This window comes from Paracoccus hibiscisoli (assembly GCF_005048265.1).
In the GTDB taxonomy this organism is placed as follows: Bacteria; Pseudomonadota; Alphaproteobacteria; order Rhodobacterales; family Rhodobacteraceae; genus Paracoccus; species Paracoccus hibiscisoli.
The window spans coordinates 91,473-115,379 of the sequence record NZ_SUNH01000011.1; the positions used below are offsets into that span (position 1 = coordinate 91,473).

29 protein-coding genes are annotated in these 23,907 nt (G+C 70.8%); 23 read left to right on the top strand and 6 right to left on the bottom strand.

Annotated elements, in window-relative coordinates; all coding sequences use genetic code 11:
• Window positions 1-10: 10 nt before the first annotated feature.
• From phnC to phnE (FA740_RS09080), 4 genes are all read left to right on the top strand, one after another.
• A complete protein-coding gene (gene phnC, locus FA740_RS09065; RefSeq protein ID WP_136856452.1) occupies window positions 11-829 on the top strand; it encodes a phosphonate ABC transporter ATP-binding protein in 819 nt (272 codons plus the stop codon).
• Window positions 830-851: 22 nt separating this feature from the next.
• Window positions 852-1,751: a phosphonate ABC transporter substrate-binding protein gene (gene phnD / locus FA740_RS09070; RefSeq protein ID WP_136856453.1), complete on the top strand. Its 900-nt coding sequence runs from the start codon at window positions 852-854 to the stop codon at window positions 1,749-1,751.
• A gap of 63 nt (window positions 1,752-1,814) precedes the next feature.
• Complete coding sequence (gene phnE / locus FA740_RS09075; protein WP_136856454.1) at window positions 1,815-2,660, top strand: phosphonate ABC transporter, permease protein PhnE; 846 nt, start codon at window positions 1,815-1,817, stop codon at window positions 2,658-2,660.
• Between the two features lie 11 nt (window positions 2,661-2,671).
• Window positions 2,672-3,985, top strand: a complete 1,314-nt coding sequence (gene phnE, locus FA740_RS09080; RefSeq protein WP_136856455.1) for a phosphonate ABC transporter, permease protein PhnE — start codon at window positions 2,672-2,674, stop codon at window positions 3,983-3,985.
• Here the strand turns inward: phnE (FA740_RS09080) and phnF are convergent.
• Complete coding sequence (gene phnF, locus FA740_RS09085) at window positions 3,982-4,692, bottom strand: phosphonate metabolism transcriptional regulator PhnF (RefSeq protein ID WP_136856456.1); 711 nt, start codon at window positions 4,690-4,692, stop codon at window positions 3,982-3,984. The two genes, phnE (FA740_RS09080) and phnF, sit on opposite strands and share 4 nt — an antisense overlap.
• Before the next feature lie 69 nt (window positions 4,693-4,761).
• On the opposite strand from phnF, the gene phnG reads away from it, so the two are divergent.
• From phnG to phnN, 8 genes are read left to right on the top strand one after another with little or no spacing between them, the layout of a single operon-like run.
• Window positions 4,762-5,226 (top strand): phosphonate C-P lyase system protein PhnG, encoded by a 465-nt coding sequence (gene phnG / locus FA740_RS09090; RefSeq protein WP_246053549.1) that lies wholly within the window; start codon window positions 4,762-4,764, stop codon window positions 5,224-5,226.
• Window positions 5,223-5,780: a phosphonate C-P lyase system protein PhnH gene (gene phnH, locus FA740_RS09095; protein ID WP_136856457.1), complete on the top strand. Its 558-nt coding sequence runs from the start codon at window positions 5,223-5,225 to the stop codon at window positions 5,778-5,780. Before phnG ends, phnH begins: the two co-directional genes overlap by 4 nt.
• Window positions 5,780-6,847, top strand: coding sequence for a carbon-phosphorus lyase complex subunit (locus tag FA740_RS09100; protein WP_136856458.1), 1,068 nt, complete (start codon window positions 5,780-5,782; stop codon window positions 6,845-6,847). Before phnH ends, FA740_RS09100 begins: the two co-directional genes overlap by 1 nt.
• Window positions 6,844-7,440 carry an HAD-IA family hydrolase gene (locus FA740_RS09105; protein ID WP_136856459.1) on the top strand — a complete coding sequence of 199 codons (597 nt, stop codon included), beginning with the start codon at window positions 6,844-6,846 and terminating at the stop codon, window positions 7,438-7,440. The genes FA740_RS09100 and FA740_RS09105 overlap by 4 nt, the downstream gene beginning before the upstream one ends.
• Complete coding sequence (locus FA740_RS09110; protein ID WP_136856460.1) at window positions 7,437-8,297, top strand: alpha-D-ribose 1-methylphosphonate 5-phosphate C-P-lyase PhnJ; 861 nt, start codon at window positions 7,437-7,439, stop codon at window positions 8,295-8,297. The genes FA740_RS09105 and FA740_RS09110 overlap by 4 nt, the downstream gene beginning before the upstream one ends.
• The gene (gene phnK / locus FA740_RS09115) at window positions 8,294-9,049 is read left to right on the top strand and encodes a phosphonate C-P lyase system protein PhnK (protein WP_136856461.1); all 756 of its coding nucleotides are present in this window, start codon (window positions 8,294-8,296) and stop codon (window positions 9,047-9,049) included. Before FA740_RS09110 ends, phnK begins: the two co-directional genes overlap by 4 nt.
• A gap of 4 nt (window positions 9,050-9,053) precedes the next feature.
• Complete coding sequence (phnL, locus tag FA740_RS09120; RefSeq protein ID WP_136856462.1) at window positions 9,054-9,737, top strand: phosphonate C-P lyase system protein PhnL; 684 nt, start codon at window positions 9,054-9,056, stop codon at window positions 9,735-9,737.
• On the top strand, window positions 9,734-10,264 hold the full coding sequence (gene phnN / locus FA740_RS09125) for a phosphonate metabolism protein/1,5-bisphosphokinase (PRPP-forming) PhnN (RefSeq protein ID WP_136856463.1): 531 nt from the start codon (window positions 9,734-9,736) through the stop codon (window positions 10,262-10,264). Before phnL ends, phnN begins: the two co-directional genes overlap by 4 nt.
• On the opposite strand, the gene FA740_RS09130 is transcribed toward phnN, so the two are convergent.
• Window positions 10,240-10,923: a DUF1045 domain-containing protein gene (locus tag FA740_RS09130; protein ID WP_136856464.1), complete on the bottom strand. Its 684-nt coding sequence runs from the start codon at window positions 10,921-10,923 to the stop codon at window positions 10,240-10,242. The two genes, phnN and FA740_RS09130, sit on opposite strands and share 25 nt — an antisense overlap.
• 92 nt (window positions 10,924-11,015) lie before the next feature.
• Here FA740_RS09130 and FA740_RS09135 point away from each other — a divergent pair, with 92 nt between their 5' ends.
• On the top strand, window positions 11,016-12,155 hold the full coding sequence (locus FA740_RS09135) for an alpha-D-ribose 1-methylphosphonate 5-triphosphate diphosphatase (protein ID WP_136856465.1): 1,140 nt from the start codon (window positions 11,016-11,018) through the stop codon (window positions 12,153-12,155).
• A gap of 7 nt (window positions 12,156-12,162) precedes the next feature.
• On the opposite strand, the gene arsH is transcribed toward FA740_RS09135, so the two are convergent.
• Genes arsH through FA740_RS09150 form a run of 3 tightly spaced genes read right to left on the bottom strand, consistent with a single transcriptional unit; the run spans window position 12,163 to window position 14,269 of the window.
• Window positions 12,163-12,867, bottom strand: coding sequence for an arsenical resistance protein ArsH (arsH, locus tag FA740_RS09140; RefSeq protein ID WP_136856466.1), 705 nt, complete (start codon window positions 12,865-12,867; stop codon window positions 12,163-12,165).
• Window positions 12,867-13,919, bottom strand: coding sequence for an ACR3 family arsenite efflux transporter (arsB, locus tag FA740_RS09145; RefSeq protein ID WP_136856467.1), 1,053 nt, complete (start codon window positions 13,917-13,919; stop codon window positions 12,867-12,869). Before arsB ends, arsH begins: the two co-directional genes overlap by 1 nt.
• The gene (locus FA740_RS09150; protein WP_136856468.1) at window positions 13,916-14,269 is read right to left on the bottom strand and encodes an ArsR/SmtB family transcription factor; all 354 of its coding nucleotides are present in this window, start codon (window positions 14,267-14,269) and stop codon (window positions 13,916-13,918) included. The genes arsB and FA740_RS09150 overlap by 4 nt, the downstream gene beginning before the upstream one ends.
• Before the next feature lie 62 nt (window positions 14,270-14,331).
• Between FA740_RS09150 and FA740_RS09155 the strand changes: the two genes are divergently transcribed.
• Window positions 14,332-14,982, top strand: coding sequence for an NADPH-dependent FMN reductase (locus FA740_RS09155; protein ID WP_211243666.1), 651 nt, complete (start codon window positions 14,332-14,334; stop codon window positions 14,980-14,982).
• 6 nt (window positions 14,983-14,988) lie between these two features.
• On the opposite strand, the gene FA740_RS09160 is transcribed toward FA740_RS09155, so the two are convergent.
• Complete coding sequence (locus FA740_RS09160; RefSeq protein WP_136856469.1) at window positions 14,989-15,864, bottom strand: LysR family transcriptional regulator; 876 nt, start codon at window positions 15,862-15,864, stop codon at window positions 14,989-14,991.
• A 177-nt stretch (window positions 15,865-16,041) separates the two neighbouring features.
• On the opposite strand from FA740_RS09160, the gene bla reads away from it, so the two are divergent.
• The 9 genes from bla to FA740_RS09205 all read left to right on the top strand — a co-directional run bounded on the left by bla (window position 16,042) and on the right by FA740_RS09205 (window position 23,866).
• Window positions 16,042-16,893 carry a class A beta-lactamase gene (gene bla, locus FA740_RS09165; RefSeq protein WP_136856470.1) on the top strand — a complete coding sequence of 284 codons (852 nt, stop codon included), beginning with the start codon at window positions 16,042-16,044 and terminating at the stop codon, window positions 16,891-16,893.
• A 219-nt stretch (window positions 16,894-17,112) separates the two neighbouring features.
• A complete protein-coding gene (locus tag FA740_RS09170; protein WP_136856471.1) occupies window positions 17,113-18,051 on the top strand; it encodes a DMT family transporter in 939 nt (312 codons plus the stop codon).
• Window positions 18,052-18,139: 88 nt separating this feature from the next.
• Window positions 18,140-19,108 carry an AAA family ATPase gene (locus tag FA740_RS09175; protein WP_136856472.1) on the top strand — a complete coding sequence of 323 codons (969 nt, stop codon included), beginning with the start codon at window positions 18,140-18,142 and terminating at the stop codon, window positions 19,106-19,108.
• Entirely contained in the window at window positions 19,102-19,926 is an 825-nt protein-coding gene (locus FA740_RS09180) for a DUF58 domain-containing protein (RefSeq protein ID WP_246053551.1), read from the top strand. The genes FA740_RS09175 and FA740_RS09180 overlap by 7 nt, the downstream gene beginning before the upstream one ends.
• A complete protein-coding gene (locus tag FA740_RS09185) occupies window positions 19,923-20,270 on the top strand; it encodes a hypothetical protein (protein WP_136856473.1) in 348 nt (115 codons plus the stop codon). The genes FA740_RS09180 and FA740_RS09185 overlap by 4 nt, the downstream gene beginning before the upstream one ends.
• Window positions 20,267-21,208, top strand: coding sequence for a VWA domain-containing protein (locus FA740_RS09190; protein ID WP_136856507.1), 942 nt, complete (start codon window positions 20,267-20,269; stop codon window positions 21,206-21,208). The genes FA740_RS09185 and FA740_RS09190 overlap by 4 nt, the downstream gene beginning before the upstream one ends.
• Window positions 21,205-22,107 (top strand): VWA domain-containing protein, encoded by a 903-nt coding sequence (locus tag FA740_RS09195; protein WP_136856474.1) that lies wholly within the window; start codon window positions 21,205-21,207, stop codon window positions 22,105-22,107. The genes FA740_RS09190 and FA740_RS09195 overlap by 4 nt, the downstream gene beginning before the upstream one ends.
• Window positions 22,104-22,721 carry a hypothetical protein gene (locus FA740_RS09200; protein ID WP_136856475.1) on the top strand — a complete coding sequence of 206 codons (618 nt, stop codon included), beginning with the start codon at window positions 22,104-22,106 and terminating at the stop codon, window positions 22,719-22,721. Before FA740_RS09195 ends, FA740_RS09200 begins: the two co-directional genes overlap by 4 nt.
• Window positions 22,718-23,866 (top strand): BatD family protein, encoded by a 1,149-nt coding sequence (locus tag FA740_RS09205; RefSeq protein WP_136856476.1) that lies wholly within the window; start codon window positions 22,718-22,720, stop codon window positions 23,864-23,866. Before FA740_RS09200 ends, FA740_RS09205 begins: the two co-directional genes overlap by 4 nt.
• Window positions 23,867-23,907: the final 41 nt, after the last annotated feature.

Genomic DNA, 23,907 nt, shown 5'->3' on the forward strand with positions numbered 1-23,907 from the left:
GAGAGGCCCCATGCTGGACGTTCGCTCTGCCACCAAGCTGTTTGGCCAAAAGGCCGCCGTCGATCATGTCAGCATGACCGTGGACGGCCCGGCCTTCGTCGGCATCATCGGCCGGTCCGGCGCCGGGAAATCGACCTTTCTGCGGATGATGAACGGGCTGACCCCGGCCAGCGGCGGCCAGATCCTGGTCGAGGGACGCGACATTCTTGCCCTGCGCGGCGCGGACATGCGCGCCTGGCAAAGCCAATGCGCGATGATCTTTCAGCAGTTCAACCTGGTGCCGCGCATGGACGTGGTGTCGAACGTGCTGCACGGCATCCTGAACCGCCGCGCGACCTGGCAGACGGTGCTGAACCTGTGGCCCCGTGCCGACATCATCCGCGCGCTGGAGATCCTGGACCGCCTCGGCATCGCCGAACAGGCCCCGAAACGCGCCGAGGCCCTGTCGGGCGGCCAGCAGCAGCGCGTGGCCATCGCCCGCGCCCTGATGCAGGACCCGCGCATCATCCTGGCGGATGAGCCCATCGCCAGCCTGGACCCGATGAACGCCCAGATCGTGATGGACACGCTGAAACGCATCAATGTCGAGGATGGTCGCATGGTCATCGCCAACCTGCATACGCTGGACACCGCGCGGCGCTATTGCGACCGGGTGATCGGCATGCGCGACGGGCGCGTGGTGTTCGACGGCGTGCCCGCCCAGCTGACCACGGGCGTGGCCCGCGACATCTATGGCGCCGACGCGGATTTCAACGAAAGCGCGACCTCGACCGCCATTCCCACCGATACCAGCGCGGATGCCGAATACGCCGCCCGCATGCTGGCCTGACCCACCCCATCGGAGAAGATCCATGACCCGACTGATGACCCTGCTGGCCACCACCGCCGCGCTGGCCACCCCCCTGCATGCGCAGGAGATTACCGAATTCCGCATCGGCCTGCTGGGCGGAGAGAACGCCCAGGACCGCATGGCGTCGAACGAATGCCTGCGCGCCTATGCCGAAGAGGCCCTGGGCGTGCCCGTCCGCCTGTTCACCCCCGCCGATTACAACGGCGTGATCCAGGGCCTGTTGGGCGATGCGCTGGACATGGCCTGGCTGGGCGCATCGGCCTATGCCGCCGTCTATGTCGCCGACGAGGACAAGATCGAGCCGGTGCTGGTCAAGACCAACCTGGACGGCAGCTATACCTATCACTCGATCGGCTTTGCGCGCGCCGACAGCGGCATCACCTCGCTGGACGACATGGAAGGCAAGAGCTTTGCCTTCGCCGACCCCAACTCGACCTCTGGGTTCCTGATCCCGAACGTGGAGCTGCCCGCCGAGGGCTATTCGATGACCGAGGGCGAATATTTCAGCCGCATCGGGTTCTCGGGCGGCCATGAACAGTCGATCATCGCGGTCGTGAACGGCGATTACGACGCGGGCGTCACCTGGGCCGACGGTCAGGGCGCGTGGGAGGACGGCTACAATTCGGGCGCGCTGCGCAAGGCCGCCGACAGCGGCATCGTCGACATGAATGACATCGTCGAGATCTGGAAATCCTCGCCCATCCCCGAGGGTCCGGTGGTGCTGCGTCAGGCCCTGCCCGATGACGTCAAGCAGACGATGATCGATCTGGTCGCGGGCCTGCACGACTCTGACCCGACCTGCGCCTATGGCGTGGCCGCCGGAGAGACCGCGGGCTTCACCCCCGTCACCCATGAGGAATACCAGACCATCATCGACATCCGCCGCGCCGAGATGAACTGATCCTTTCCCAGCCATGGCCGGACCCCGCGCGGGTCCGGCCTTTGCATTTTCCGGGGGGCCGCGATGGCACTGATCGACATCCGCGACGACTATCTGGCGCAGACGCGGCGCAAGCGCATCTATGGCGGCCTGCTGGTCGTGATCTTCGTGGCGATGATGGTGTCGGGCTTTCGCGTGGCCGATGCGCGCAACGCGGGCGGGTTCTGGACGGGCCTGTCCAGCGTGGGCGATTTCCCCGCCGATGTCGTGTCCGAGGCGGTGGCGAAGGTCGCCAACCTGCCCGGCCACATGGTCCGCGCCCTGCCCGCCATGGTCGAGACGCTGAACATCGCCGTGGTCGCCACCCTGCTGGGCTGCATGGCAGGCACGGCGCTGGCGATGGGGGCCACGCGGGGGCTGGCGCGCTGGCCGCGCCTGGTGCCGCTGATGCGGCGCATCTCGGACGTGTTCCGCGCGGTGCCCGAGATCGTGATCGCGCTGGTGCTGATCTTCATTCTGGGCGGCGGGCCGGTGCCCGCGGTCATCGCCATCGCCATCCACACCGCCGGCGCGATGGGCAAGCTGTTCTCGGAAGTGAACGAAAATGTCGACCTGAAGCCCCTAGACGGTCTGGCATCGGTGGGCGCCACCTGGTCGCAGCGCATCTGGCTGGGCGTGATCCCGCAGGTGGCGCCGAACTATCTGTCTTATGCCCTGCTGCGGCTGGAGGTGAACATCCGCGCCTCCGCGATCCTGGGCTTTGTCGGCGCGGGCGGCATCGGATACGAATTGCGCAACGCCATGACCTTCGGTCAGGGCAAGTTCGACCAGGCGGCGGCGATCTTTCTGATGCTGTTCGCCGCCATCGTGGTCGTCGACCAGATCTCGGGCCTGGCCCGCAACCGCCTGACGCACGGAGCGCCGCTGTGACCGCCATTCCCATGCCTGCGGACGATTTGCGCGACAGCACCATCCGCCTGATGACCCGCAAGAGGCGCATCGCGCTGGCCGTGCCCGCGCTGATCCTGGTCTATCTGGCCTATGTCGCGGTGGCCTTTGATCTGGGCGGGCTGGCGCAGCGCGCGCGGCTGGACAATGCCGCGATCCTGCTGGCCGATGCGGTCAGCCACAAGGTCCACGTCACCCGCGACAACCGCCGCGAGACGCTGCAGGTCAGCGTCGAAGGGTCGAACCGCGCCGTCTTTTCCGAAAGCCAGATCCCGGACTGGGTGCAGGCGCAGGGCGACGGCGCGCGGATCGACCTGGGGGCGGGGCATGTCGTGACCTATGACGGGCCGCGCGTGGTCTATGACATTCCCGATTACGGGCCGGTGACGCTGGACACCAGCGACGGCGTCTCGGTGCAGGTGCCGGGCGGCACGCTGCCCGATTTCATCAATGCCTCGCCGACGCGCGCGACCATCACCACCGATCAGGGCCGCGTCACCGCCACCGCGTCGCGGACCGAGACGCTGCGCTATTTCTGGGGGTGGGAGATGTTCTTCTTTGACCTCTCCAGCCCGTTCTCGGGCATGACGGCGGGGCAGGTGCTAAGCACGATCATCGGCGGCGCGCCCCTGGTCGAGGGCGTCAGCAACCTGTCCCTGGCCCTGTCCGAGTTCTGGACGAACGACATCTGGCAGCATGGTGCCGTGGCCTGGGCCATCTTCGAGACGGTGCTTATGGCGTTCCTGGGCACGTTCGGTGCAGCCTTTGTCGCGCTGCCGCTGGCCTTTCTGGCGGCGCAGAACTTTACTCCGTCGCGCTGGCTGCGCTTTGCGGTGCGGCGTGTGTTCGATTTCGTGCGCGGCGTGGATGCGCTGATCTTTACCATCATCCTGTCGCGCGCCTTTGGTCCCGGCCCGTTGACCGGGGCGCTGGCGATCCTGCTGACCGACACCGGCAGCTTTGGCAAGCTGTTCTCGGAGGCGCTGGAGAATGTCGACGACAAGCCCATCGAGGGCATCCGCTCGACCGGGGCGAATGCGGTGCAGCGGTATCGCTTCGGAGTGATCCCGCAGGTGCTGCCGGTCCTGCTGTCGCAGATGCTGTATTTCCTGGAGAGCAACACCCGCAGCGCCACGATCATCGGCGCGATCACCGGGGGCGGCATCGGGTTGCTGCTGACGCAGGCGATCCAGACGACGCAGGATTGGGAAAAGGTGACCTATTACATCCTGCTGGTCATCGTGATGGTGATCGCCATGGACAGCCTGTCTGGCTGGCTGCGGCGAAAGCTGATCCGGGGCGCCTAATCCGCCAGAACCAGCGCCACCCGGTCGCCGGCGAACCAGGTGCGCCCCATCTCGACCGGGCGACCGTCGGGCGCGTGGTTCAGCGCGTCCGACCGCAACAGCGGCGCGCCCGCCGCGATGCGCAGGGTGGCGGCCTGCACCGGGCTGGCCAGAACGGCGGTGATGCGGGTGCTGCCGCGGGTGTAATCACTGATGCCGCAGGCGGCCAGGGCGGCGGTGATCGACTGATGTTCCGCCGCATGGTCCGGCAACCCGGTCAGCCAGCCCGGCAGGACGGACCGGAACAGGGCCATTGGCTGCCCGTCGGCCAGCGACACCCCCTCGATCACATGGACCGGGTCGCCGGGGGGCAGGGACAGCCCCCGGGCCTCGACCGCGTCGCAGGGGCGGGTCTCAAGCCGGGTGAAGCGGTGCGAGCCAAGGCGCCCCTGCGCCGCCAGGTTCTGGGTGAACCGCACCCGCCGCCCCAGGGCGTAATCGGCCGGTCGCGCGGTCACGAACACCCCCGCGCCGCGCCGCGCCTGAACCAGCCCCGCCTGTGCCAGATCGGCCAGCGCGTGGCGCACCGTATGGCGGTTCACGCCAAAGCGCGCGGCCAGCTGCGCCTCGGACGGCAGGCGACAGCCCTGGGCGTAATGGCCGCCGCCGATCTCGGATCGCAGGGTGGCGGCGATGTCCTGCCACAGGGCGGCGGGCGGGTGTGTCATGGAAAATTCACGCAGTTTCTGTTGAGCCGGGGGCGGGTTCGTCCTATCACTTGTCTAGTTGTATAGAACATGGACCCGCGCCGCAAGATGCCCGCCAAAGCCCCGCCCCCCAATGAACGCCGCGACTGGCTGTCGCTGATGGCGCGCTCGGCCCCCGACCGGCTGGCGCGCGTGCTGCCCGACCTGCCCGATCATGACCTGCTGCGCGCGCCGGAAACCGGCAACGTGATGGTGCAGGGCCGGGTCAGCGCCACCGGCGCGCCCTTCAACATCGCCGAGATGACGGTGACGCGCTGTTCGGTCGTGCTGTCCTGTGGGACGGTGGGGCATGGCCATGTGCAGGGCCGATCCCGCAGCCACGCCCGCCGCGCGGCGGTGATCGACGCGCTGATGCAGACCGGGGCCGCAGCCACGCTGACCCCCCAACTGCGTGCCATGGAGGCAGAGGCGCAGGCTGCAACCACCGAACGCGCCGCCAAGGCCGCCGCCACCCGGGTCGAGTTCTTTACCCTGCAACGCGGAGAGGACACATGACCGCCCTGACCGGAGGCTTTGCCGACCCCGCCATCCAATCCGCGCAAGGGTTCCGTGTGCTGATGCAGGCGATGGCCCGGCCCGGCACGATCCATGATCTGGCGTTGGCGGTGCCGCCCGCGCCCCTGGGCCGGGCGGCGGGGACGGTGGCCTTGCTGCTGGCCGACCCGACCACGCCGCTGCATCTGGCGCAGGGGCACGATGCCATTCGCGACTGGCTGGCCTTTCATGCGGGCTGTCCGCTGGTCGGGCCCGACCGCGCGGCGCTGGCCCTGGGGCGGTGGGACGACCTGCTGCCACTGGACCGATTTGCGATAGGGCTGCCCGATTACCCCGACCGTTCGGCCACGCTGATCGTCGCGCTGGACCGGCTGGAGGCGCAGGGCGCCCGGCTGACCGGTCCCGGCATCCGCGATCAGGTCAGTTTGTCGCTGCCCGATATCGCGCCGTTCCGTGCCAACCGGGCGCTGTTCCCGATGGGGCTGGATTTCATCCTGACCTGCGGCGACCGCATCGCCTGCCTGCCGCGCAGCACCGTCGTGGAGGACGCCTGATGTATGTCGCCGTCAAGGGGGGCGAACGCGCCATCGCCAATGCCCATGCCTGGCTGGCCGAGGAACGGCGCGGCGACCCCGCCGAGCCGCTGCTGTCGGTCGCGCAGATCCGCGAACAGATGGCGCTGGCCGTGAACCGGGTCATGGCCGAAGGGTCGCTCTACGACCCCGATCTGGCGGCGCTGGCGATCCGGCAGGCGCGGGGCGACCTGATCGAGGCGGTGTTCCTGATCCGCGCCTATCGCACCACGTTGCCGCGCCTTGGGTCGTCGGTGCCGGTCGATACGGGCGCGATGGCGGTGGACCGGCGCGTCTCGGCCACGTTCAAGGACCTGCCGGGGGGGCAGGTGCTGGGGCCGACCTTCGACTATACCCACCGCCTGCTGGATTTCGCGGAGGCCGCCGCCATGGACCCCGCGCCCCTGGGCACGCCCGGCCCGGCGCGGGTGCCCCATGTCACCGCCATCCTGGACCGCGATGGGCTGATCGAGCCGGTGGCCCCGGACGACACCCCCGCCCCCGACCTGACGCGCGAACCGTTGGAGCTGCCCGCGTCCCGCGCGCTGCGCCTGCAGGCCCTGGCGCGCGGGGATGAGGGGTTCCTGCTGTCCCTGGCCTATTCGACGCAGCGCGGATACGGGCGCACCCACGCCTTTGTCGGCGAATTGCGCATCGGCCGCGTCCCGGTCGAAATGGAGATCCCCGAGCTGGGTTTTGCCATCCAGATCGGAGAGATCGAGCTGAGCGAATGCGAGACCGTGAACCAGTTCAAGGGCTCGCGGACCGAACCGGCGCAATTCACCCGCGGCTATGGCCTGGTCCTGGGCCAGTCCGAGCGCAAGGCCATCGCCGTCAGCCTGGTCGACCGCGCCCTGCGCTGGCAGGAGCTGGGCGAGGATGACAGCGGCGCCCCCGCGCAGGACGCCGAATTCGTGCTGTCGCATTGCGACAACATCCAGGCCACCGGGTTCCTGGAGCATATCAAGCTGCCCCATTACGTGGATTTCCAGGCCGAGCTGGAACTGGTCCGCCGCCTGAGGCAGGAAGCAAACGAGGCCGCATCATGACCACCATCGTCTTTGACATCGGCAACGTGCTGGTCCGGTGGGACGCGCATCAGGCCTTTCTGCCCACGCTTGGCGACCGCGCCTCGGTGGACGCCTTCCTTGCGCGCATCGAATTCGCCGCGCTGAACTGGCGCGCGGATGGGGGCGAAGCCTTTGCCGATCTGGCCGCCGAGATCCCAGACCCGGACGACCGGGCTCTGTTCCTGTCCTATCTGACCGGGCATGCCGCCTCGATCGCGGAACCCATCGAGGGCAGCTGGGCGCTGCTGGGCCGCCTGCGGGCGCGCGGGCACCCGGTCCACGCCATCACCAACTGGTCGGCCGAGACCTGGCCCATCGGGCTGGCCACCCATCCGCGCCTGACGACCGCCTTTGGCGTCACCATCGTGTCGGGGCAGGAGGGCATCACCAAGCCCGACCCGCGCCTGTTCGCGCGTCTGTGCGAACGGGCCGGCGTCCTGCCGCAGGACTGCCTGTTCATCGACGACAGCGCGGCCAACGTCGCGGGCGCGCAGGCGGCGGGGATGGCCGCGCATCATTTCACCGATCCCGCCGCGCTGGAGCGTGATCTGACCGGGCGGGGGCTACTGTGAGCGATTACAATTTCGCCTATCTGGACGAACAGACCAAGCGGATGATCCGCCGCGCCATCCTCAAGGCGCTGGCGATCCCCGGATATCAGGTGCCCTTCGCCAGCCGGGAAATGCCCATGCCTTACGGTTGGGGCACCGGCGGGGTGCAGCTGACCGCCGCCTGTCTTGTCCCCGACGACCGGCTGAAGGTCATCGACCAGGGCGCCGACGACACCACCAACGCGGTCAGCATCCGCGCGTTTTTTCAGCGCACCGCCGGCGTCGCCGTGACCACCGCCACCACGCAGGCCACCGTGATCCAGACCCGCCACCGCATCCCGGAAACCCCGCTGACCGACGGTCAGATCCTGATCTATCAGGTTCCCATCCCCGAACCCCTGCGCTTTCTGGAGCCCCGAGAGACCGAGACACGCCGCATGCACGCGCTGGAGGAATACGGCCTGATGCATGTCAAATTGTACGAGGACATCGCCCGGCACGGCCAGATCGCGACCTCCTATGCCTATCCGGTCAAGGTCGAGGGGCGCTATGTCATGGACCCCTCGCCCATCCCGAAATTCGACAACCCCAAGCTGTCGGACAACCCGGCGATCCAGCTGTTCGGGGCGGGGCGCGAACAGCGCATCTATGCGCTGCCGCCCTGGACGCAGGTCGTCAGCCTGGATTTCGACGACCACCCCTTTGTCGCCAGCAAGGCCGACCATGCCTGCGATCTGTGCGGCGCGCGGGACAGCTATCTGGACGAGGTCGTGACCGACGACGTGGGCAGCCGGATGTTCGTCTGTTCGGATACCGACCATTGCACCACCCGGCGCGATGCGGGGCATACGGGCCGTCTGGCCGAGGTGGCGGCATGACGCCCCTGCTGTCCGTTCGCGACCTGGAGCGTCGCTATGGCCCGCGCATCGGCTGCACCGGCGTCAGCTTCGATCTGTGGCCCGGAGAGGTGCTGGGCATCGTCGGCGAAAGCGGGTCGGGCAAATCCACGCTGCTGTCCTGTCTGGCGGGCCAGCAGCGGCCCGACGCGGGCACCGTCACCTATGACGGGCGCGACGTGCTGGCGATGGCCGAATCCGACCGCCGCCGCCTGGCGCGCACCGAATGGGCGCATGTCCACCAGCACGCCCGCGACGGGTTGCGCATGGGGGTCAGCGCGGGCGCCAATGTGGGCGAACGCCTGATGGCCACAGGGCACCGCCATTACGGCGACATCCGCGCCGCAGCCCTGGACTGGCTGGGCCGGGTCGAGATCGCGGGCGACCGCATCGACGACCGCCCGTCATCCTTTTCGGGCGGCATGCAGCAGCGGCTGCAGATTGCCCGCAACCTGGTGACCGGGCCGCGGCTGGTCTTCATGGACGAACCCACCGGCGGTCTGGATGTCAGCGTTCAGGCGCGTCTGCTGGACCTGCTGCGCGGGCTGGTGCGCGACATGGGCCTGTCGGTGATCATCGTCACGCATGATCTGGCGGTGGTGCGCCTGCTGGCCGACCGGCTGATGGTGATGACCGGCGGCCGGGTGGTCGAACAGGGCCTGACCGATCAGGTGCTGGACGATCCGCAGCACGCCTATACGCAGCTTCTCGTGTCCTCTGTCCTGCAGGTCTGAACCCATGATCGCTGTCGAAAACCTGTCGAAATCCTTCGTGCTGCACAATCAGGGCGGCGCGGTGATCACGGTCATGGCAGGGGCCGCCCTGCATGTGGACCCCGGCGAATGCGTCGGCCTGACGGGCCAGTCGGGGTCGGGAAAATCGACGCTGATGCGGATGATCCACGGCAATTACCGCGTCTGCGGCGGCTCGATCCGCATCGCCGGGGTCGAGCTGGCCGGGGCGGAACCGCGCGCCGTCATGGCGCTGCGCCGCGACACGCTTGGCTATGTCAGCCAGTTCCTGCGCGTGCTGCCCCGCGTGCCCACCGTGCAGGTCGTGGCCGAGCCGCTGCGCGCCCTGGGCGTGGCGCAGGAGGTCGCACAGGCACGGGCCGAATGCCTGCTGTGGCGGCTGAACATCCCCCGCCGGCTGTGGTCGCTGTCGCCCACCACCTTTTCGGGCGGAGAGCAGCAGCGCGTTAACATCGCCCGCGGCTTTGTCCACCCGTTTCCGGTCCTGCTGCTGGACGAGCCCACGGCCAGCCTGGACGCGCAGAACCGCGCCGTGGTCCTGTCCCTGATCCATGAGGCCAAGGCCCGCGGCGCGGCGATCCTGGGCATCTTTCACGACGCGGAGGCGCGCGACGCGGTCTGCGACCGGCTGGTCGATGTGACGGGGTTCACCCCGGCGCGGGCGACATGATCGTGGCCATCGTCGGCCCGTCCGGGGCGGGCAAGGATCTGCTGATCGCGGGGGCGCTGGCGGCGCGGCCCGACCTGCGGCTGGCGCGACGGGTGATCACCCGACCCTCGGATGCGGGGGCCGAGAATTTCGACGGCGTCACGCCCGCCGGCTTTGCCCGGATGCGCGATCAGGGGCGGTTCGCCCTGCACTGGCAGGCGCATGGCCTGTCCTATGGCATCCCGCATGACCGGCTGGCAGGTCCCGGTCCGGTCCTCTTCAACGGCAGCCGCGCGGCCCTGCCGCAGGCGGTGGCGCAGCTGCCCGGGCTGCGGGTGGTGCTGGTGACCGCGCCTGCGGCTCTGCTGGCGCGGCGTCTGGCCGCGCGGGGCCGCGAGGCGCAGGCCGACATCACGGCCCGGCTGGCGCGGGCGGACCGGGCCATACCCGCGGGCATCGCCCATGTCACGGTGGTGAACGACGGCACGCCCGATACGGGCATCGCGCGCCTGCTGGCCGCGCTTCAGCCCGACAGGGTTGCGCGGTGACGCAGGTGGAACCGGCCCTGCGCGTCCTCGGCCATCAGGCACAGATCGGCGATCACGAAGGGCGCGGGCAGCACCGGCGCCAGATGATCCTGCAGGACGGCGGCGACGGCCCGGGCCTCGGCCGGGGGCAGGCGGTCGGTCAGGGTCAGGTGGAACCGGAACTCCTCCATGACAAAGGGATAGCCCCACCGAACCAGCAGCGCGCGCTGGCGCGGGGTCAGCGTCTCGGGGCGGCGGCGGGCGATGTCATCGGGTGTCAGGGCCGTGCGCAGCGGATCGGTGCCCCGCACGACCCCCCGGGCCAGCGCCGACAGCGCCGTGTCGCAGCCCGTGGGGATCAGCGCCAGGAACCCGTGCAGGTCGCGGATCTCCAGCCCGGCGCAGCGCACGGGGGCCAGCCGCGCGGCAAGGCCGTCCAACGCGGCGATCAGCCCGGCCTCAGGGACGGCAGGCCGGAACGGTGCGCGGATCGTGCCGTGAAAGCCATAGGCACTTGGGCTGGTGGTCAGGGCCGCCGCCGGGCGCGGCAGGCCGGGCAGGTCGGGCTGCGCGACGCCTGCGCCCCGCGCCGCGTCCCAGCCCAGCCATGCGGCCATCGCATCCGCGAACGGTCCCGCTTGCGGGACGTAATAGACGGCATATCTGCTGAACTGATCCATGCCACCCGCCTAACCGGAAACTGTCACACCGCTGTGACACCCGGATGGCACATCACCCGCTTTGACCCCGCGCTTCAAGACAGGACTTTCCGATGACCGAGACGATCCTTGCCAACGCCATGCTGGTTCTGCCCGACGAGGTCGTGGCCGGCCATCTGGTCCTGCGCGACGGCCGCATCGCGGCGATCGGACAGGGTCGGTCTGTGCCCTCGGGCGCCATCGATTGCGGCGGCGACCTGCTGTCGCCCGGTCTGATCGAATTGCACACCGACAACTTGGAACGCCACATGGAGCCGCGCCCCGGCGTGGACTGGCCCCATGCGGCGGCGATCATCGCGCATGACGCCGAACTGGCCAGCGTGGGCATCACCACGGTCTTTGACGCGCTGCGGGTGGGGTCGGTGGTGACCGACAACAACGCGGGATACGACGAATACGCCCGCGCCGTCGCCGACGAGATCCTGGAGCTGCGCGCGCAGGGCGCCCTGCGGATCAGCCATTTCCTGCATCTGCGCGCCGAGATCTGTTCCCAGACCCTGACCCAGGAGTTGGAGAAGTTCGGCCCCGCCGACCGCATCGGCATCGTCAGCCTGATGGATCACACCCCCGGCGAACGCCAGTTCCGCGATGTCAGCAAGCTGCGCGACTATGTCATCGGCAAGAAGGGCCTGTCCGAGGATCAGTTCCAGGCCCATGTCGTCGAACAGCAGGCGCTGCGCGCGCGGGTGGGCGACGCGCATGAGGCCGCAGCCGTGGCGCATGCCCGCCGCTATGGCGCGGTGCTGGCCAGCCATGACGACACCACCGCGCCGGAGGTCGCCGTCAGCGCGGGCCATGGCTGTCACTTCGCCGAATTCCCGACCACGGTCGAGGCGGCGCAGGCCTGCCGCGATCATGCGATCGGGGTGATGATGGGCGCGCCGAACCTGATCCGCGGCGGCTCTCACAGCGGCAATGTCTCGGCGGTGGCGCTGGCGCGGGCGGAGCTGCTGGACATCCTGTCGTCGGATTACGTGCCCGCCTCGCTGTTGTCGGGCGCGCTGATGCTGGGCGATCTGTGGGGCGATATGGCGCGCGGGCTGGCCACGGTGACCGCAGCCCCCGCCGCCGCCGTGGGCCTCAAGGACCGGGGCCACATCGCGGAGGGCGCGCGCGCCGACCTGATCCGCATCCACCGCGTGGGAACCGCGGGCGCGCTGCGCGGCACCTGGGTGCAGGGACAGCGGCTGTAGGGGCCGCTCAGACCGCGCGGGACTGGTTCACGCGCGCGGACAGGGCGGCGTGATCCTCGACCCGTTCGGAGTAGCGGTCAACCAGCGTGTCGCGGATGTCGCGCGTCAGCAGGGTGAAGCGGACCAGCTCCTCCATCACGTCGACGATGCGGTCGTAATAGGGCGAGGGCTTCATGCGGTCGTCATCGCCGAATTCGTCCCAGGCCTTGGCGACCGAGGATTGGTTGGGGATCGTCAGCAGCCGCATCCAGCGCCCCAGGATGCGCAGCTGGTTCACGGTGTTAAAGCTTTGGCTGCCGCCGCAGACCTGCATCACGGCCAGCGTCTTGCCCTGCGTGGGACGCACGCCGCCCAGGGACAGCGGGATCCAGTCGATCTGCGACTTCATCACTCCGGTCATCGCGCCGTGGCGTTCGGGGCTGGACCAGACCATCCCCTCGCACCAGCCGACCAGATCGCGCAGCTCCGCGACCTTGGGGTGGTCGGCATCGGTGGCGTCGGGCAAGGGCAGGTCGCGCGGATCGAACAGGCGCGCCTCGGCACCCAGAGTGTCCAGGATGCGGGCGGCCTCCTCGGCGGTCAGGCGCGAGAAGCTGCGCGCGCGCAGCGATCCGTACAGGATCAGGATGCGCGGCCTGTGGGTCGAGAGCTGCGCCGGGCGCAGGCTTGCGGGGTCGATGGGGGGCAGCAGGTCGGGGCGCAGGGCGGACATCAGGTGGGCCTTTCGGGAAAGCGGGCGCGGGTGCGGTTGGCCAGCGCCACCAGGGTCAGCATCACCGGCACCTCGACCAGCACGCCCACCACCGTGGCCAGCGCCGCGCCGGAATTGAGGCCGAACAGGCTGATCGCCACCGCGACGGCCAGTTCGAAGAAATTGGACGTGCCGATCAGCGCGCAGGGGGCGGCGACGCGGTGCGGGACCTTCATCAGATAGGCCGCGCCATAGGCCAGCGCAAAGATGCCATAGCTTTGGATGATGATGGGCACGGCGATCAGCGCGATGATCAGCGGACGGTCCAGGATGACCCGCCCCTGCAGCCCGAACAGGATCGCCACCGTGGCGATCAGCCCCATCACCGACCACGGCTTGACCCTCCGGCCAAAGGCGTCGATGGCCGCCCGCGACCCCAGCATCCGCCGCGTCAGCAGCCCCGCCGCCAGCGGCAGCGCCACATAGAGGATCGTGGCGATGGTCAGCGTCTGCCACGGCACGGTGATATCCGTGACCCCCAGCAGCAGCGCCACGATGGGGGTGAAGGCCACGACCATGATCAGGTCGTTCACCGACACCTGCACCAGCGTATAGGTCGCGTCCCCCCGCGTCAGCTGCGACCAGACGAAGACCATCGCCGTGCAGGGTGCGGCCCCCAGCAGGATCAGGCCGGCGATGTATTGCTGGGCATCCTGCGGGTCGATCCAGGGGGCAAAGACGTGGTCAAAGAACAGTACGGCCAGAAAGGCCATGGTGAAGGGCTTGATCAGCCAGTTCACCGCCAGCGTGATGATCAGCCCGCGCGGCTGTTTCCAGACGCCGCTGACGGCGCCCAGATCGACGGCGATCATCATCGGATAGACCATCGCCCAGATCAGCACCGCGACCACCAGGTTGATGGAGGCGACCTCGGCCGCGGCCACGGCATTGACCAGGCCGGGGGCGATGTTGCCCACCACCAGCCCCGCCAGCATCGCCAGCGCGACCCACAGCGTCAGCCAGCGTTCGAACGGTCCCAGGCCGCCGGCCCGGTCTGTGGTGGTGTCGGTCATGGCGCATCCTTGGGGCCGCACAGAGCCTGGCTCAGGTGATCGGTCAGCGGCAGGCACAGGTCGGGATTGCCCCGGCAGCAGTCGCGCAGCAGGAAGATCAGCAGGGCCGTCATCCCCTCCATCCGCGCGAAATAGCGGATGCTGCGTCCCTCGCGCTGCGACCGGACCAGGCCCGCCGCCGCCAGGATCGACAGATGCGTCGAGATGGTGTTGGCGGGCGCGTCCATGGCGGTCGCGATCTCTCCGGCGGGAATGCCGTCGGGCCCGGCCACGACCAGCAGGCGGAACACCGACAGGCGGGTGTCCTGCGCCAGGGCCGACAGGGCCGCTATGGCATCTTTCATTTCCATGCCTCTGGAAGTATAGAGATACGAAAGGCGATGCAAGGCGCATCCGGACCGCAGGAGTGGCAATGCTGGATATTCTGGTCTTTCTGGGGTCCGTCAGGACCAGCACGCCCCCCCGACCCGCCCGTCTGGGAGAGCGGATCGCCCGCGCCTGCACCGCCCGGCTGACCGCATTGGGCCTGCAGGCCAGCCTGATCGACCCGCTGGATTATCCGCGCGACGCGGCCTTCACGCCCCATTTCGCCCATGCCAAGGGCCGCGCCCCCAAGGCGCTGGACGATCTGGTCGCGCGGATCGAGGCGGCGGACGGCTATGTCATGGTCAGCCCGGAATACAACCACTCGCTCAGCCCGGCGCTGGCGGATCTGCTGAACCACTTCGGCAGCTCGCTGTTTTCCTACAAGCCGTCGGTCATCGCAACCTATTCGGCGGGGCAGTGGGGCGGCACGCGGGCCGCGATGACGATGCGGGGGTTCCTGTCAGAGCTGGGATGCCTGCCGGTCTCGGCCATGATCCACGTGCCCCATGCGCAGGATGTCTGGGACGCGGACGGGGCCTATCTGGACGGCGTCGATGCCGTCCGCTGGCAGGGCTATCTGGACCGCAGCTTTCAGCAGCTGGAATGGTGGGGCCAGGCCGCGCGCGACCGCCGCGATGCGGGCGCGCCCCGGCCCGGCGCCTTTCGCCGCGACCCCGCGCAGCGCAACGCGCCCTGAACCGACCTATCCGCCCGCGATGGTGTCGCGCAGCCACGCGTCCAGATGGGCCATCGCGACCGTCTGCGGCTTGCCGCGCGGCCAGGTCAGCCAATAGCGGCCGGCCTCGATCTGGGTGTCGAAGGGGCGGGCCAGCGTCCCGGCCTGCAGCTGGCGGGCGAACATCGAGGCGGGCAGCAGTGCTGCGCCGTGACCCGCCGCCGCCAGATCGGCCATCGCGACCGAGCTGTCCAGCACCGGCCCCTCCAGCGGCGGGCAATCGGCACCGGCGGCGGCGAACCAGGCCGCCCATTCGTCGGCGCGATACGACCGCAGCAACCGCAGCCCGGCCAGATCATGCGGCCGTCGCAGCCGGTCCAGCAGGTCGGGCGCGCACAGGGGCGTCAGCGGGGCCGCGATCAGGGGCCGGGCCTCCAGCCAGGGCCAGGCGGTGCGGTCGCCGAACCGGATCGCCATGTGCAGCCCCTCCCGCGCGATATCGATGCGGTTGTTGTGGGTGAACAGGCGCAGGCTGATGTCCGGATGGCCCGCCTCGAACGCCGCCAGCCGCGGGATCAGCCAGCCCGTCGCAAAGGTCGTGACCACCCCCAGGTTCAGGGTCTCGCGATAGCGGCCGCCCTGGAACCGGTCCAGCACCTCGCCCATCTGGTCAAAGTTGCGCGTCAGCACCGGGTGCAGCGCGGCCCCGATATCGGTCAGGATCAACCCGGTCGAGGCGCGGGTGAACAGGCGGTGGCCCAGCAGATCCTCCAGCCGCTGGATCTGCTGGCTGACGGCGGCCTGGGTCACGCGCAGCTCGATCGCGGCGCGGGTAAAGCTGCCCTGCCGGGCGGCGACCTCAAAGGCGCGCAGCCCGTTCAGCGGAAGGTTCGGCCGGTCCATGTCATCATACCATGTTATGCGCCGGGTCAGGATTTGTCGTTTGGGCGCATGTCGGCCCATGTCGTATAGGGGTTCTGCGGCATTGGCGCGTCAGGCGCAGGCCGTTCCCATAACACGAACCGATGCCCCCCGCCACGGGGGGCCGCCGTCCCCTGCCGGGACAGACCGGAGATCTGCATGAACCGAACCACCATCGCCGCCGCCCTGCTGCTGGCCTGCCTGTCCGCCCCGGCCCAAGCCGAGACCATCGCCCAGGCCGCCCGCGCCATCGAGACCGAGCTGGGGGGCCGCGTCGGCGTGGCGCTGCGCCGCCAGGGCGACGCCCAGGTGACCGGCTATCGCCCCGATGAGCGTTTCCCCCTGTCCAGCACGTTCAAGGCGCCGCTGTGCGGGGCGATCCTGACGCTGGTCGATGCCGGGGCCGATCAGCTGGACCGCCCCATCGGCTATACCTCTGCCGATCTGGTCGAATATTCGCCCGTCACGTCGACGCATGACGCGATGACCGTGGGTGCGCTGTGCGAGGCGACCATCACGCTGAGCGACAACACCGCCGCCAACCTGCTGCTGGACCGGTTGGGCGGGCCCGAGGATTTCACTGCCTATCTGCGCGCCATCGGCGACGACACGACCCGCCTGGACCGGCGCGAGACGGCCCTGAACGAGGCGGCCCCGGGCGATCCGCGCGACAGCTCGACCCCGGCGGCGATGACGGCGACGCTGGACCGCCTGCTGTTCGGACCGATCCTGAGCGCGGCGTCGCGCGATCAGCTGGAGGCGTGGATGCGGGCCGATCAGGTGGCCGACGACCTGCTGCGCGCCAGCCTGCCGCAGGGCTGGATCATCGGCGACAAGACCGGCGCGGGCGGGTTCGGGTCGCGATCCATCGTGGCGGTGATCCGGCCTCCGCAGGGCGCGCCCTGGCTGGCCGCCGTTTATCTGACCGGGAACGAGGCAGACATGCCCACGCGCAACCGCGCCATCGCCCGCATCGGCGCGGCCATCGTGTCCGAGATCGGCGGGGAATAGGCGCCAAGGCCCGCCGATAGCGCCCGGGGCCTTGCAAACCCGCGCAGGGGGTTGATCTTGCTTGCAAAGCCCCGCCTATCCCCGAAACCATCCCCAGAATTTGTGGATAAGCCGCGCGCCCCCCCGCCCGAAGGCCGGGCGCGCGCGCTGCGCCATCGCCCTTCCATCCGGGGTCGGGACGGGCAAGAACGGGGCCGCCGAAGCACCAAGAGGTTTCCCATGACCGACACGATCCCCTCTGGCCGGGCGCTGCCTGGATCGCCCGTCGTCCAGGGCCTGATCTGGATGGGCCTCAGCATGGTCGCCTTCATCGCCATGTCCGTCGGCTCGCGAGAGATGGCCGGGACACTGTCGATCCGGCAGGTGCTGTTCTTTCGCGCGCTGGTGGGGCTGTTCGTCATTCTGGCGGTGGGGCGGGCGGTCTTTCCCGAAATCCGGCGCATGCGGGCGGTGCCGCTGCATCTGGCGCGCAACATAGTGCATTTCACCGCGCAGTATTTCTGGACCATCGGCATCGTGCTGCTGCCGCTGGCCTCGGTCTTTGCGCTGGAATTCACCATGCCCATCTGGGTGACGCTGTTTGCCTGGCTGCTGCTGCGCGAAAAGGTCAGCCGCCAGCGCATCCTGGCCACGGCGGGCGGGTTCCTAGGCGTTTTGGTCATCGTGCGCCCCGGCATCGGCATGATCGATCCGGCGGCGGGGTTGGTGCTGATCGCCGCGGCGGGCTATGGGCTGTCGCTGATCATGGTCAAGCGGCTGACGGGGCACTGTTCGCCGGGCGCGATCGTGGTCTGGATGATCCTGATCCAGCTGCCGCTTGGGCTGATCGCGGCGCTGACCGACTGGCGCCCGGTGCCGATGGCCGCGGTGCCCTGGATGGTGGTCGCAGGCATCGGCGCGCTGGCGGCGCATTTCTGCCAGGCACAGGCCCTGCGGCGGCTGGAGGCATCGGTCGTCATTCCCATCGACTTTCTGCGGGTGCCGATGGCGGCGGTGGTGGGCTTTTACGCCTATGGCGAGGCGATCGACCTGTGGGTGTTCCTGGGCGGCGGCATCATCATCCTGTCGAACCTGCAGGCGGTCCTGGCCGAACGGCGCGGCAGGATCACCGGCGCCGCCGAGGTCGAACCCCTGGTCCGCCCCGACCCGCCGCGCTGACGCCCGACTTTGGTGGCAGGGCCGCGCGGCCCGGCTGGCCACGGCGGCGCCCGGGTTGCACGCTGCGCAGGCAAGCGGGGGTAGGGTCATGGACGGTCATTCCGAGGTCGATGCGACGCGCGCCGGCGTCCTGGCCCTGGCGCAGGACGTGGCCGCCGGGCTGATCGGTCATGACAGCCTGGTCGAGCGCCTGCTGATCGCCTATCTGACCGGCGGCCATGTCCTGCTGGAGGGGCCGCCCGGCATCGCCAAGACCCGCGCGGTCAAGCAGCTGGCCGCCCGCCTGCCGGGCGGGCATGCGCGCATCCAGTGCACGCCCGACCTGCTGCCGTCAGATCTGACCGGCAGCCAGGTGTTCCGCCCCGAGACCGGTCGCTTTGACTTTCTGCCCGGCCCGGTCTTTCACAACATCGTCCTGGTGGACGAGATCAACCGCGCCCCCCCAAAGGTGCAATCCGCCCTGCTGGAGGCGATGGCCGAGGGGCAGGTGACCACCGGGGGCGTGACCCGCCCGCTGCCGGACCCGTTCATGGTCGTGGCCACCCAGAACCCGATCGAGCACGAGGGCACCTTTCCGCTGCCCGAGGCGCAGATGGACCGGTTCCTGCTGCACCTGCGGCTGGACCTGCCGGGGGCCGACCACGAACGCGCCATCCTGGATCTGGTCGAGGCCGAGGGTCGCGCGGCCCCCCCGACACTCCGGTCGCGCATCGACGCGGCCGGTCTGGCCGAGGCCCGCGCCGGGGTGGCGGGGGTGACGCTGGCACCGGTGCTCAAGGATTTCATCATCCGGCTGGTCATGGCCACGCGGCCCGGCGGCGTGCTGGCGGGGGCGGTCGATCATGCCGTGTCCCCGCGCGGCACGCTGGCGCTGGCGGGGGCGGTGCGGGCGCGGGCATGGCTGAGGGGCCGCGATCACGGCCTGCCCGAGGATGTCCAGGCGCTGGCCCCCGACGCCCTGGCGCATCGGCTGGTCCCCAGCTGGAAGGCGGTGGGCGAGGGTCGCGACGGCCGCCGCCTGATTGCCGAGGCGCTGGAGGAGATCAGCCCGTGGTAGCCGCCTGGCAATCCGCCCCCGGCATCGCCCTGACGCTGGAGGCGCTGCTGGATCAGCGGGCGCCGCGCGGGACCGTGGTGCGGCCCGCGGCGCGTCGGGCGGGGGTCCGGGCCTCGCGCCATGCGGGCAGCGGCATGGACCTGCGCGAGATCCGCGCCTATGTCGCGGGCGACGATCCGCGTCGGCTGGACCCTTCGGCCACGGCGCGCACGGGCGTGCCGCATATCCGCGCCCTGCACGAGGATCGCGACGACATCACCCTGCTGATCGCCGATCTGCGCCGTCCGATGCTGTGGGGGACCGGCACGGCCCTGCGGTCGGTGTGCGGCGCGCTGCATCTGGCGGCGCTTGGCTGGCAGGCGATCGCGCGGCAGGGGGCGGTGGGCCTGGTCACCGCCTGTGGGTCAGGCTCGCACCTGCTGCCCCCGGCTGCGGGCGAGGGACAGATGCTGACCCTGTGCCGCATGCTGGCCGACCGCCATGCAGGCGCGCTTGCGGGCGGCGCCCAGACCGCAACCCTGACCGAAGCCCTGTCCCTGGCTGCCCGCGCAGCGCCATCCGGCGCGCATGTGATCCTGGCCACCGCCCCCGATGGCTGGCTGGGCGCCGAGGCCGCGCTGACCCGCCTGGCCCGCGGCCGACGGCTGGAGGTCGCGCTGATCCTCGACCCGCTGGAGCTGGCGCCGCCGCCCCGCGCGATGCCCGTCCGGCAGGGCGCGACTGCGCGGATGCTGCGCCTGTCGCCGGTCGATCTGGACGCCCAGACCGACCGCCTGACCGCCATGGGGGCCGCTGCGATGCGGGTCGCGCCGTCATGACGCATGAGCAGATGCTGGCCGCGCTGTCCCCGGTGCGCCTGCCCGCGGCCCTGACCGCCCTGTCCTGGTCCGAAACGCTGGCCCTGCTGTCCTTGGGCCTGATTGCCGGGGGGGTGCTGGGGGCCGCGCTGCTGCCCCTGACCCGCCGCCGGGGGCCGCGCGCGCGCCCGGACGACCCGCACGCGCTGCCGGTCCCGGAACGCCTGCTGGTCCTGTCGCGGCGGTTGGGGCATCTGCCGACAGCGCTGCGCGCCGCCGCCTATGGCGCGGCCCCGCCGCCGTCCGACCACGCGATCAAGGCCATCGCCCGCCGCGCCCGCCTGCGCCGCCCGTGGCGCAGATGAGCCTGGCCGCGCCTTGGGTGTTGGCGCTGCTGCCGCTGCCCTTGCTGATCCGGTGGTTGCTGCCGCCGCTGGTCCGCCCCCGCGCGGCGCTGGAGGTGCCGGGGTTTCTGCTGGCCCATGCCGCCCCCGGCACGGCACCGGGCATCAGCCGCGCGCCCCGGCTGGCGGCGCTGGCCTGGCTGCTGCTGGTCGTGGCGCTGGCCGGTCCGCAGGTGCAGCGCCAGGCCCAGGTCATTCCCGCCAGCGGGCGCGACATCGTTCTGGCGCTGGACCTGTCGGGCAGCATGGAGCAGGCGGATTTCACCCTGGACGGCCAGCCCGTCAGCCGCCTGGATGCCGTCAAGCGCACCGCGCAGGCCTTTGTTCGGGGGCGGACGGGCGACCGGATCGGGCTGGTCATCTTTGGCGGGCGCGCCTATGTCGCGGCGCCGCTGACCTTTGATCTGGACGCCGTGGCGCAGGCCATCGACGAGGCGCAGATCGGCATCTCGGGGCGCGGGACGGCCATCGCGGACGGGCTGGGGCTGGCCATCCGCCGTCTGCAGGCCAGCGATGCGCCGGGCCGGGTCGTGGTGCTGCTGTCGGATGGGGTGGACACCTCGGGCAGCGTGCCGGCGGTCGATGCCGCGCGGCTGGCGGCGTCCCACGGGCTGCGCATCCACACCGTCGCCCTGGGCCCTGACGACCTTGAGACCCGCCCCGCCGCCCGCGATGCGGTCGATGTGGCGACCCTGCGGGCGGTGGCCGAAACGGCGGGCGGGGCGCTGTTTCGCGTCCGCGACACCGCCGATCTGACCGCCATGGCCGAGGCGCTGGACCGGCTGGAACCCAGCCCCGGCGAACAGCCCCCGCTGCGCTATTGGCGGTCGCTGTGGGTCTGGCCCGCCATGCTGTGCGCTGCCTGCCTGGTGCTGGCCGCGATCCGGAGGCCGGAATGACCGGCGCGCTGCTGCTGCGCCCCTGGTGGCTGGCGGCGCTGTTGCCGCTGCTGGCGCTGGCCTGGTGGCTGGACCGGCGTGGGCCGTCCGCCGGGGGGTGGGAACAGGTGATGCCGCCGCAGATGCTGGCCGCGATGCGGGCGCTTGGCGTGCTGGGCGGCGGGCCGGGGCGGTGGGCGGCGATGCGGCCCCTGGGGGCGGCGGCGCTGTTGGTGCTGGGCCTGTCGGGGCCCGCCCTGCCGCGTGCCGATGCGCCGGTGCTGCGGCGGACCGACAGCGTGCTGATCGCCATCGACATGTCGCCCTCGGTCGCGCGCGGCCCTGCGCTGGCGCAGGCGCAGCAGGTCGCCGCCGCGCTGCTGCAGGGGTTGGCCGGGCGGCCCGTGGGCCTGATCCTCTATTCCGGAGAGGCCTATGCGGCCTCGGCCCCGACCACCGATCCCCGGACCCTGCAGACGCTGATCGCGGTGCTGGACCGCGACACGGTGCCCGGCCATGGCAGCCGCCCCGCCGCCGCCATCGGCCTGGCCGCGCGCATGCTGAGCGATGCGGGGCAGGCCGATCTGGTGCTGATCTCGGACGGGGGCGGCGTCGATGCGCAGGCCGTGGCCGAGGCCGGGCGCCTGGCCGCCGCTGGCGCGCGCCTGTGGACGGTGCGCATCGACGGCGCGGCGCCCCAGGCCCCGCAGCCCCCGGCCGATGCGCTGGACCGTCTGACCGGCGCGGGCGGGCAGGCGCTGCGGGCCGCCGATGTCGACGGGCTGGCCGCCCGGCTGGACCGGGGCGGCGACCGGCGGCGCGACCCGGCGCTGAGCGCGCTTGGCTATCGCGATCTGGGGCCGTTCCTGGCGGCCTTGGCGGCGCTGCCGCTGCTGCAGATGCTGCGGCGGCGGGCATGAGGGCGGTCGTGGCCCTGCTGGCCCTGGGCGCCCTGGGCCTGTCGCTGGCCGGGCCCACGGCGCTTGGCACGCTGGCGCTGCGGCTTGGATGGGACGGCGCGGCGCTGGCGCTGCTGGACGATCCAGGCGCGCGGGGCGTGGCCCTGTTCCGGCGGGGCGATCATGCGCAGGCCGATGCCGCCTTTGCCCGCGCAGGCCGGTCCCAGACCTATAACCGGGCGCTGTCGCTGGCGGCGACGGCGGACTACCCGCTGTCAGTGGCCTATTTCGACGCCGTCCTGTTCGCCAACCCCGCTGACGAACAGGCCCGCGCCAGCCGCGATCTGGTTGCCGCGATGTATCCGCCGCAGCAGGGCGACAGCATCGCGCCAGGGCGCATCGCGGGCCATGGCGGCCGTCCCGCGCCCGACCAGATGATCGCCGCCGCGCTGAGCGAGGCCGCCGCCGACAGCTGGCGCCGCCCTCTTGAGGCGCGGGGCATGGCCGCCAGCGACGCCTGGCTGGAGACGATCACCGACGATCCGGGCGAATTTCTGGCGCTGCGCCTGCGCGCCGAACACGACCGGCGCGCCGGGATGGGCCTGATCCGGCCCGAGGCAGGCGATCCGTGGTGATCCGCGCGATCCTGCTGCTGCTGATGCTGGCCGCGCCGCTGCGCGCCCAGACCCCGCTGGCCCCCGGAGAGGCGCGGCTGCTGATCCTGCACGATCACGCCAACCCCGTCGTGGCCGAGATGGTCCGCCTGACCCTGCGCGGCGAATACGACCTGACCGTGTCGCTGGAAAGCCTGACCTTTCCCGCCTCGGACGCCTATGACTGGGTGCAGATCGACCGCGACCGCTGGTTTCAGGAGCGGATCGGCGGGCGGATGATCCAGATCTTTGAACGCGACATCGCGCTGTTCCCCCGGCAGGCCGGCGATCTGTCCATCGGGCCGCTGGTCCATGATCTGACCCACATCACCCGTGCCGGTCTGCGCGAACCCCGCGCGGTGCGGTCTGGCGTGGCGCGTCTGGCGGTCAAGCCCTTTCCCCATGCGGCCCGGCCGCTGACGGCGCGGACGCTGGTCCTGACCGACGATCTGTCCGCGCCCCCCGGCCGTCTGGCGCAGGACGACATCCTGACCCGCCGCGTCACCATCGAGGCCTTGGGCGCGATGGCCCATCACCTGCCCCCCCGCCCCGAGATCGCGCAGCCCTGGCTGATCAGCTTTACCCTGCCCGAGACGCGCGAGACGATCCCCACGCCCGACGGCCCCGTGGCCCGCGTGGTCTGGGAATGGCAGATGCGTCCCCGCACCGGAGAGCCGGGCGTTCTGCCCGCGATCCCCTTTGCCTGGCTGGACACCGACACCCGCCGGATCGAGGTCGCGGCGATGAAGCCCATTCCCTTCGGCTTTGCGGGCTTTACGGCGTCGTCGGGGGCCGCCTTGGGCGCGGTTCCGGCATGGCGGATGGTCGCCGTGGCGGGGCTGGGCGCGCTGATCGGGCTGGCGGCGGTGCTGCGGGGCAGGCTGCCTGCGGGTCTGCGCGCGTGGCGGCGCGGTCCCCATGCGGCGGCGATGCGCCGGGCGGCGGGGCAGGGCGACCTGACGGCCCTGCGCGCGGCGGCGGCGGCGCATCTGGCCTGGCGGGGCCGCACCGGGCCGCGCCATCGCGCCCTGCTGGCGGCGCTGGACCGGCGTCTTTATGCGCCCGCGGACGGGTTGGGTTTCGATGCGCAGGGCTGGCTGCGGGCGTGGTGGCGCGCGCGGGGCTGACACGGGCCAGCAGGGAACAGATCGCGCGGACGGCGCCTTTT

Bases quoted from the DNA above. Each gene is read 5' to 3' on its own strand.
- phnC (WP_136856452.1), top strand. From the start codon at position 11: ATGCTGGACGTTCGCTCTGCCACCAAGCTGTTTGGCCAAAAGGCCGCC.
- phnD (WP_136856453.1), top strand. From the start codon at position 852: ATGACCCGACTGATGACCCTGCTGGCCACCACCGCCGCGCTGGCCACC.
- phnE (WP_136856454.1), top strand. From the start codon at position 1,815: ATGGCACTGATCGACATCCGCGACGACTATCTGGCGCAGACGCGGCGC.
- phnE (WP_136856455.1), top strand. From the start codon at position 2,672: ATGCCTGCGGACGATTTGCGCGACAGCACCATCCGCCTGATGACCCGC.
- phnF (WP_136856456.1), bottom strand. From the start codon at position 4,692: ATGACACACCCGCCCGCCGCCCTGTGGCAGGACATCGCCGCCACCCTG.
- phnG (WP_246053549.1), top strand. From the start codon at position 4,762: ATGGACCCGCGCCGCAAGATGCCCGCCAAAGCCCCGCCCCCCAATGAA.
- phnH (WP_136856457.1), top strand. From the start codon at position 5,223: ATGACCGCCCTGACCGGAGGCTTTGCCGACCCCGCCATCCAATCCGCG.
- FA740_RS09100 (WP_136856458.1), top strand. From the start codon at position 5,780: ATGTATGTCGCCGTCAAGGGGGGCGAACGCGCCATCGCCAATGCCCAT.
- FA740_RS09105 (WP_136856459.1), top strand. From the start codon at position 6,844: ATGACCACCATCGTCTTTGACATCGGCAACGTGCTGGTCCGGTGGGAC.
- phnK (WP_136856461.1), top strand. From the start codon at position 8,294: ATGACGCCCCTGCTGTCCGTTCGCGACCTGGAGCGTCGCTATGGCCCG.
- phnL (WP_136856462.1), top strand. From the start codon at position 9,054: ATGATCGCTGTCGAAAACCTGTCGAAATCCTTCGTGCTGCACAATCAG.
- phnN (WP_136856463.1), top strand. From the start codon at position 9,734: ATGATCGTGGCCATCGTCGGCCCGTCCGGGGCGGGCAAGGATCTGCTG.
- FA740_RS09130 (WP_136856464.1), bottom strand. From the start codon at position 10,923: ATGGATCAGTTCAGCAGATATGCCGTCTATTACGTCCCGCAAGCGGGA.
- FA740_RS09135 (WP_136856465.1), top strand. From the start codon at position 11,016: ATGACCGAGACGATCCTTGCCAACGCCATGCTGGTTCTGCCCGACGAG.
- arsH (WP_136856466.1), bottom strand. From the start codon at position 12,867: ATGTCCGCCCTGCGCCCCGACCTGCTGCCCCCCATCGACCCCGCAAGC.
- arsB (WP_136856467.1), bottom strand. From the start codon at position 13,919: ATGACCGACACCACCACAGACCGGGCCGGCGGCCTGGGACCGTTCGAA.
- FA740_RS09150 (WP_136856468.1), bottom strand. From the start codon at position 14,269: ATGGAAATGAAAGATGCCATAGCGGCCCTGTCGGCCCTGGCGCAGGAC.
- FA740_RS09155 (WP_211243666.1), top strand. From the start codon at position 14,332: ATGCTGGATATTCTGGTCTTTCTGGGGTCCGTCAGGACCAGCACGCCC.
- FA740_RS09160 (WP_136856469.1), bottom strand. From the start codon at position 15,864: ATGGACCGGCCGAACCTTCCGCTGAACGGGCTGCGCGCCTTTGAGGTC.
- bla (WP_136856470.1), top strand. From the start codon at position 16,042: ATGAACCGAACCACCATCGCCGCCGCCCTGCTGCTGGCCTGCCTGTCC.
- FA740_RS09170 (WP_136856471.1), top strand. From the start codon at position 17,113: ATGACCGACACGATCCCCTCTGGCCGGGCGCTGCCTGGATCGCCCGTC.
- FA740_RS09175 (WP_136856472.1), top strand. From the start codon at position 18,140: ATGGACGGTCATTCCGAGGTCGATGCGACGCGCGCCGGCGTCCTGGCC.
- FA740_RS09185 (WP_136856473.1), top strand. From the start codon at position 19,923: ATGACGCATGAGCAGATGCTGGCCGCGCTGTCCCCGGTGCGCCTGCCC.
- FA740_RS09190 (WP_136856507.1), top strand. From the start codon at position 20,267: ATGAGCCTGGCCGCGCCTTGGGTGTTGGCGCTGCTGCCGCTGCCCTTG.
- FA740_RS09195 (WP_136856474.1), top strand. From the start codon at position 21,205: ATGACCGGCGCGCTGCTGCTGCGCCCCTGGTGGCTGGCGGCGCTGTTG.
- FA740_RS09200 (WP_136856475.1), top strand. From the start codon at position 22,104: ATGAGGGCGGTCGTGGCCCTGCTGGCCCTGGGCGCCCTGGGCCTGTCG.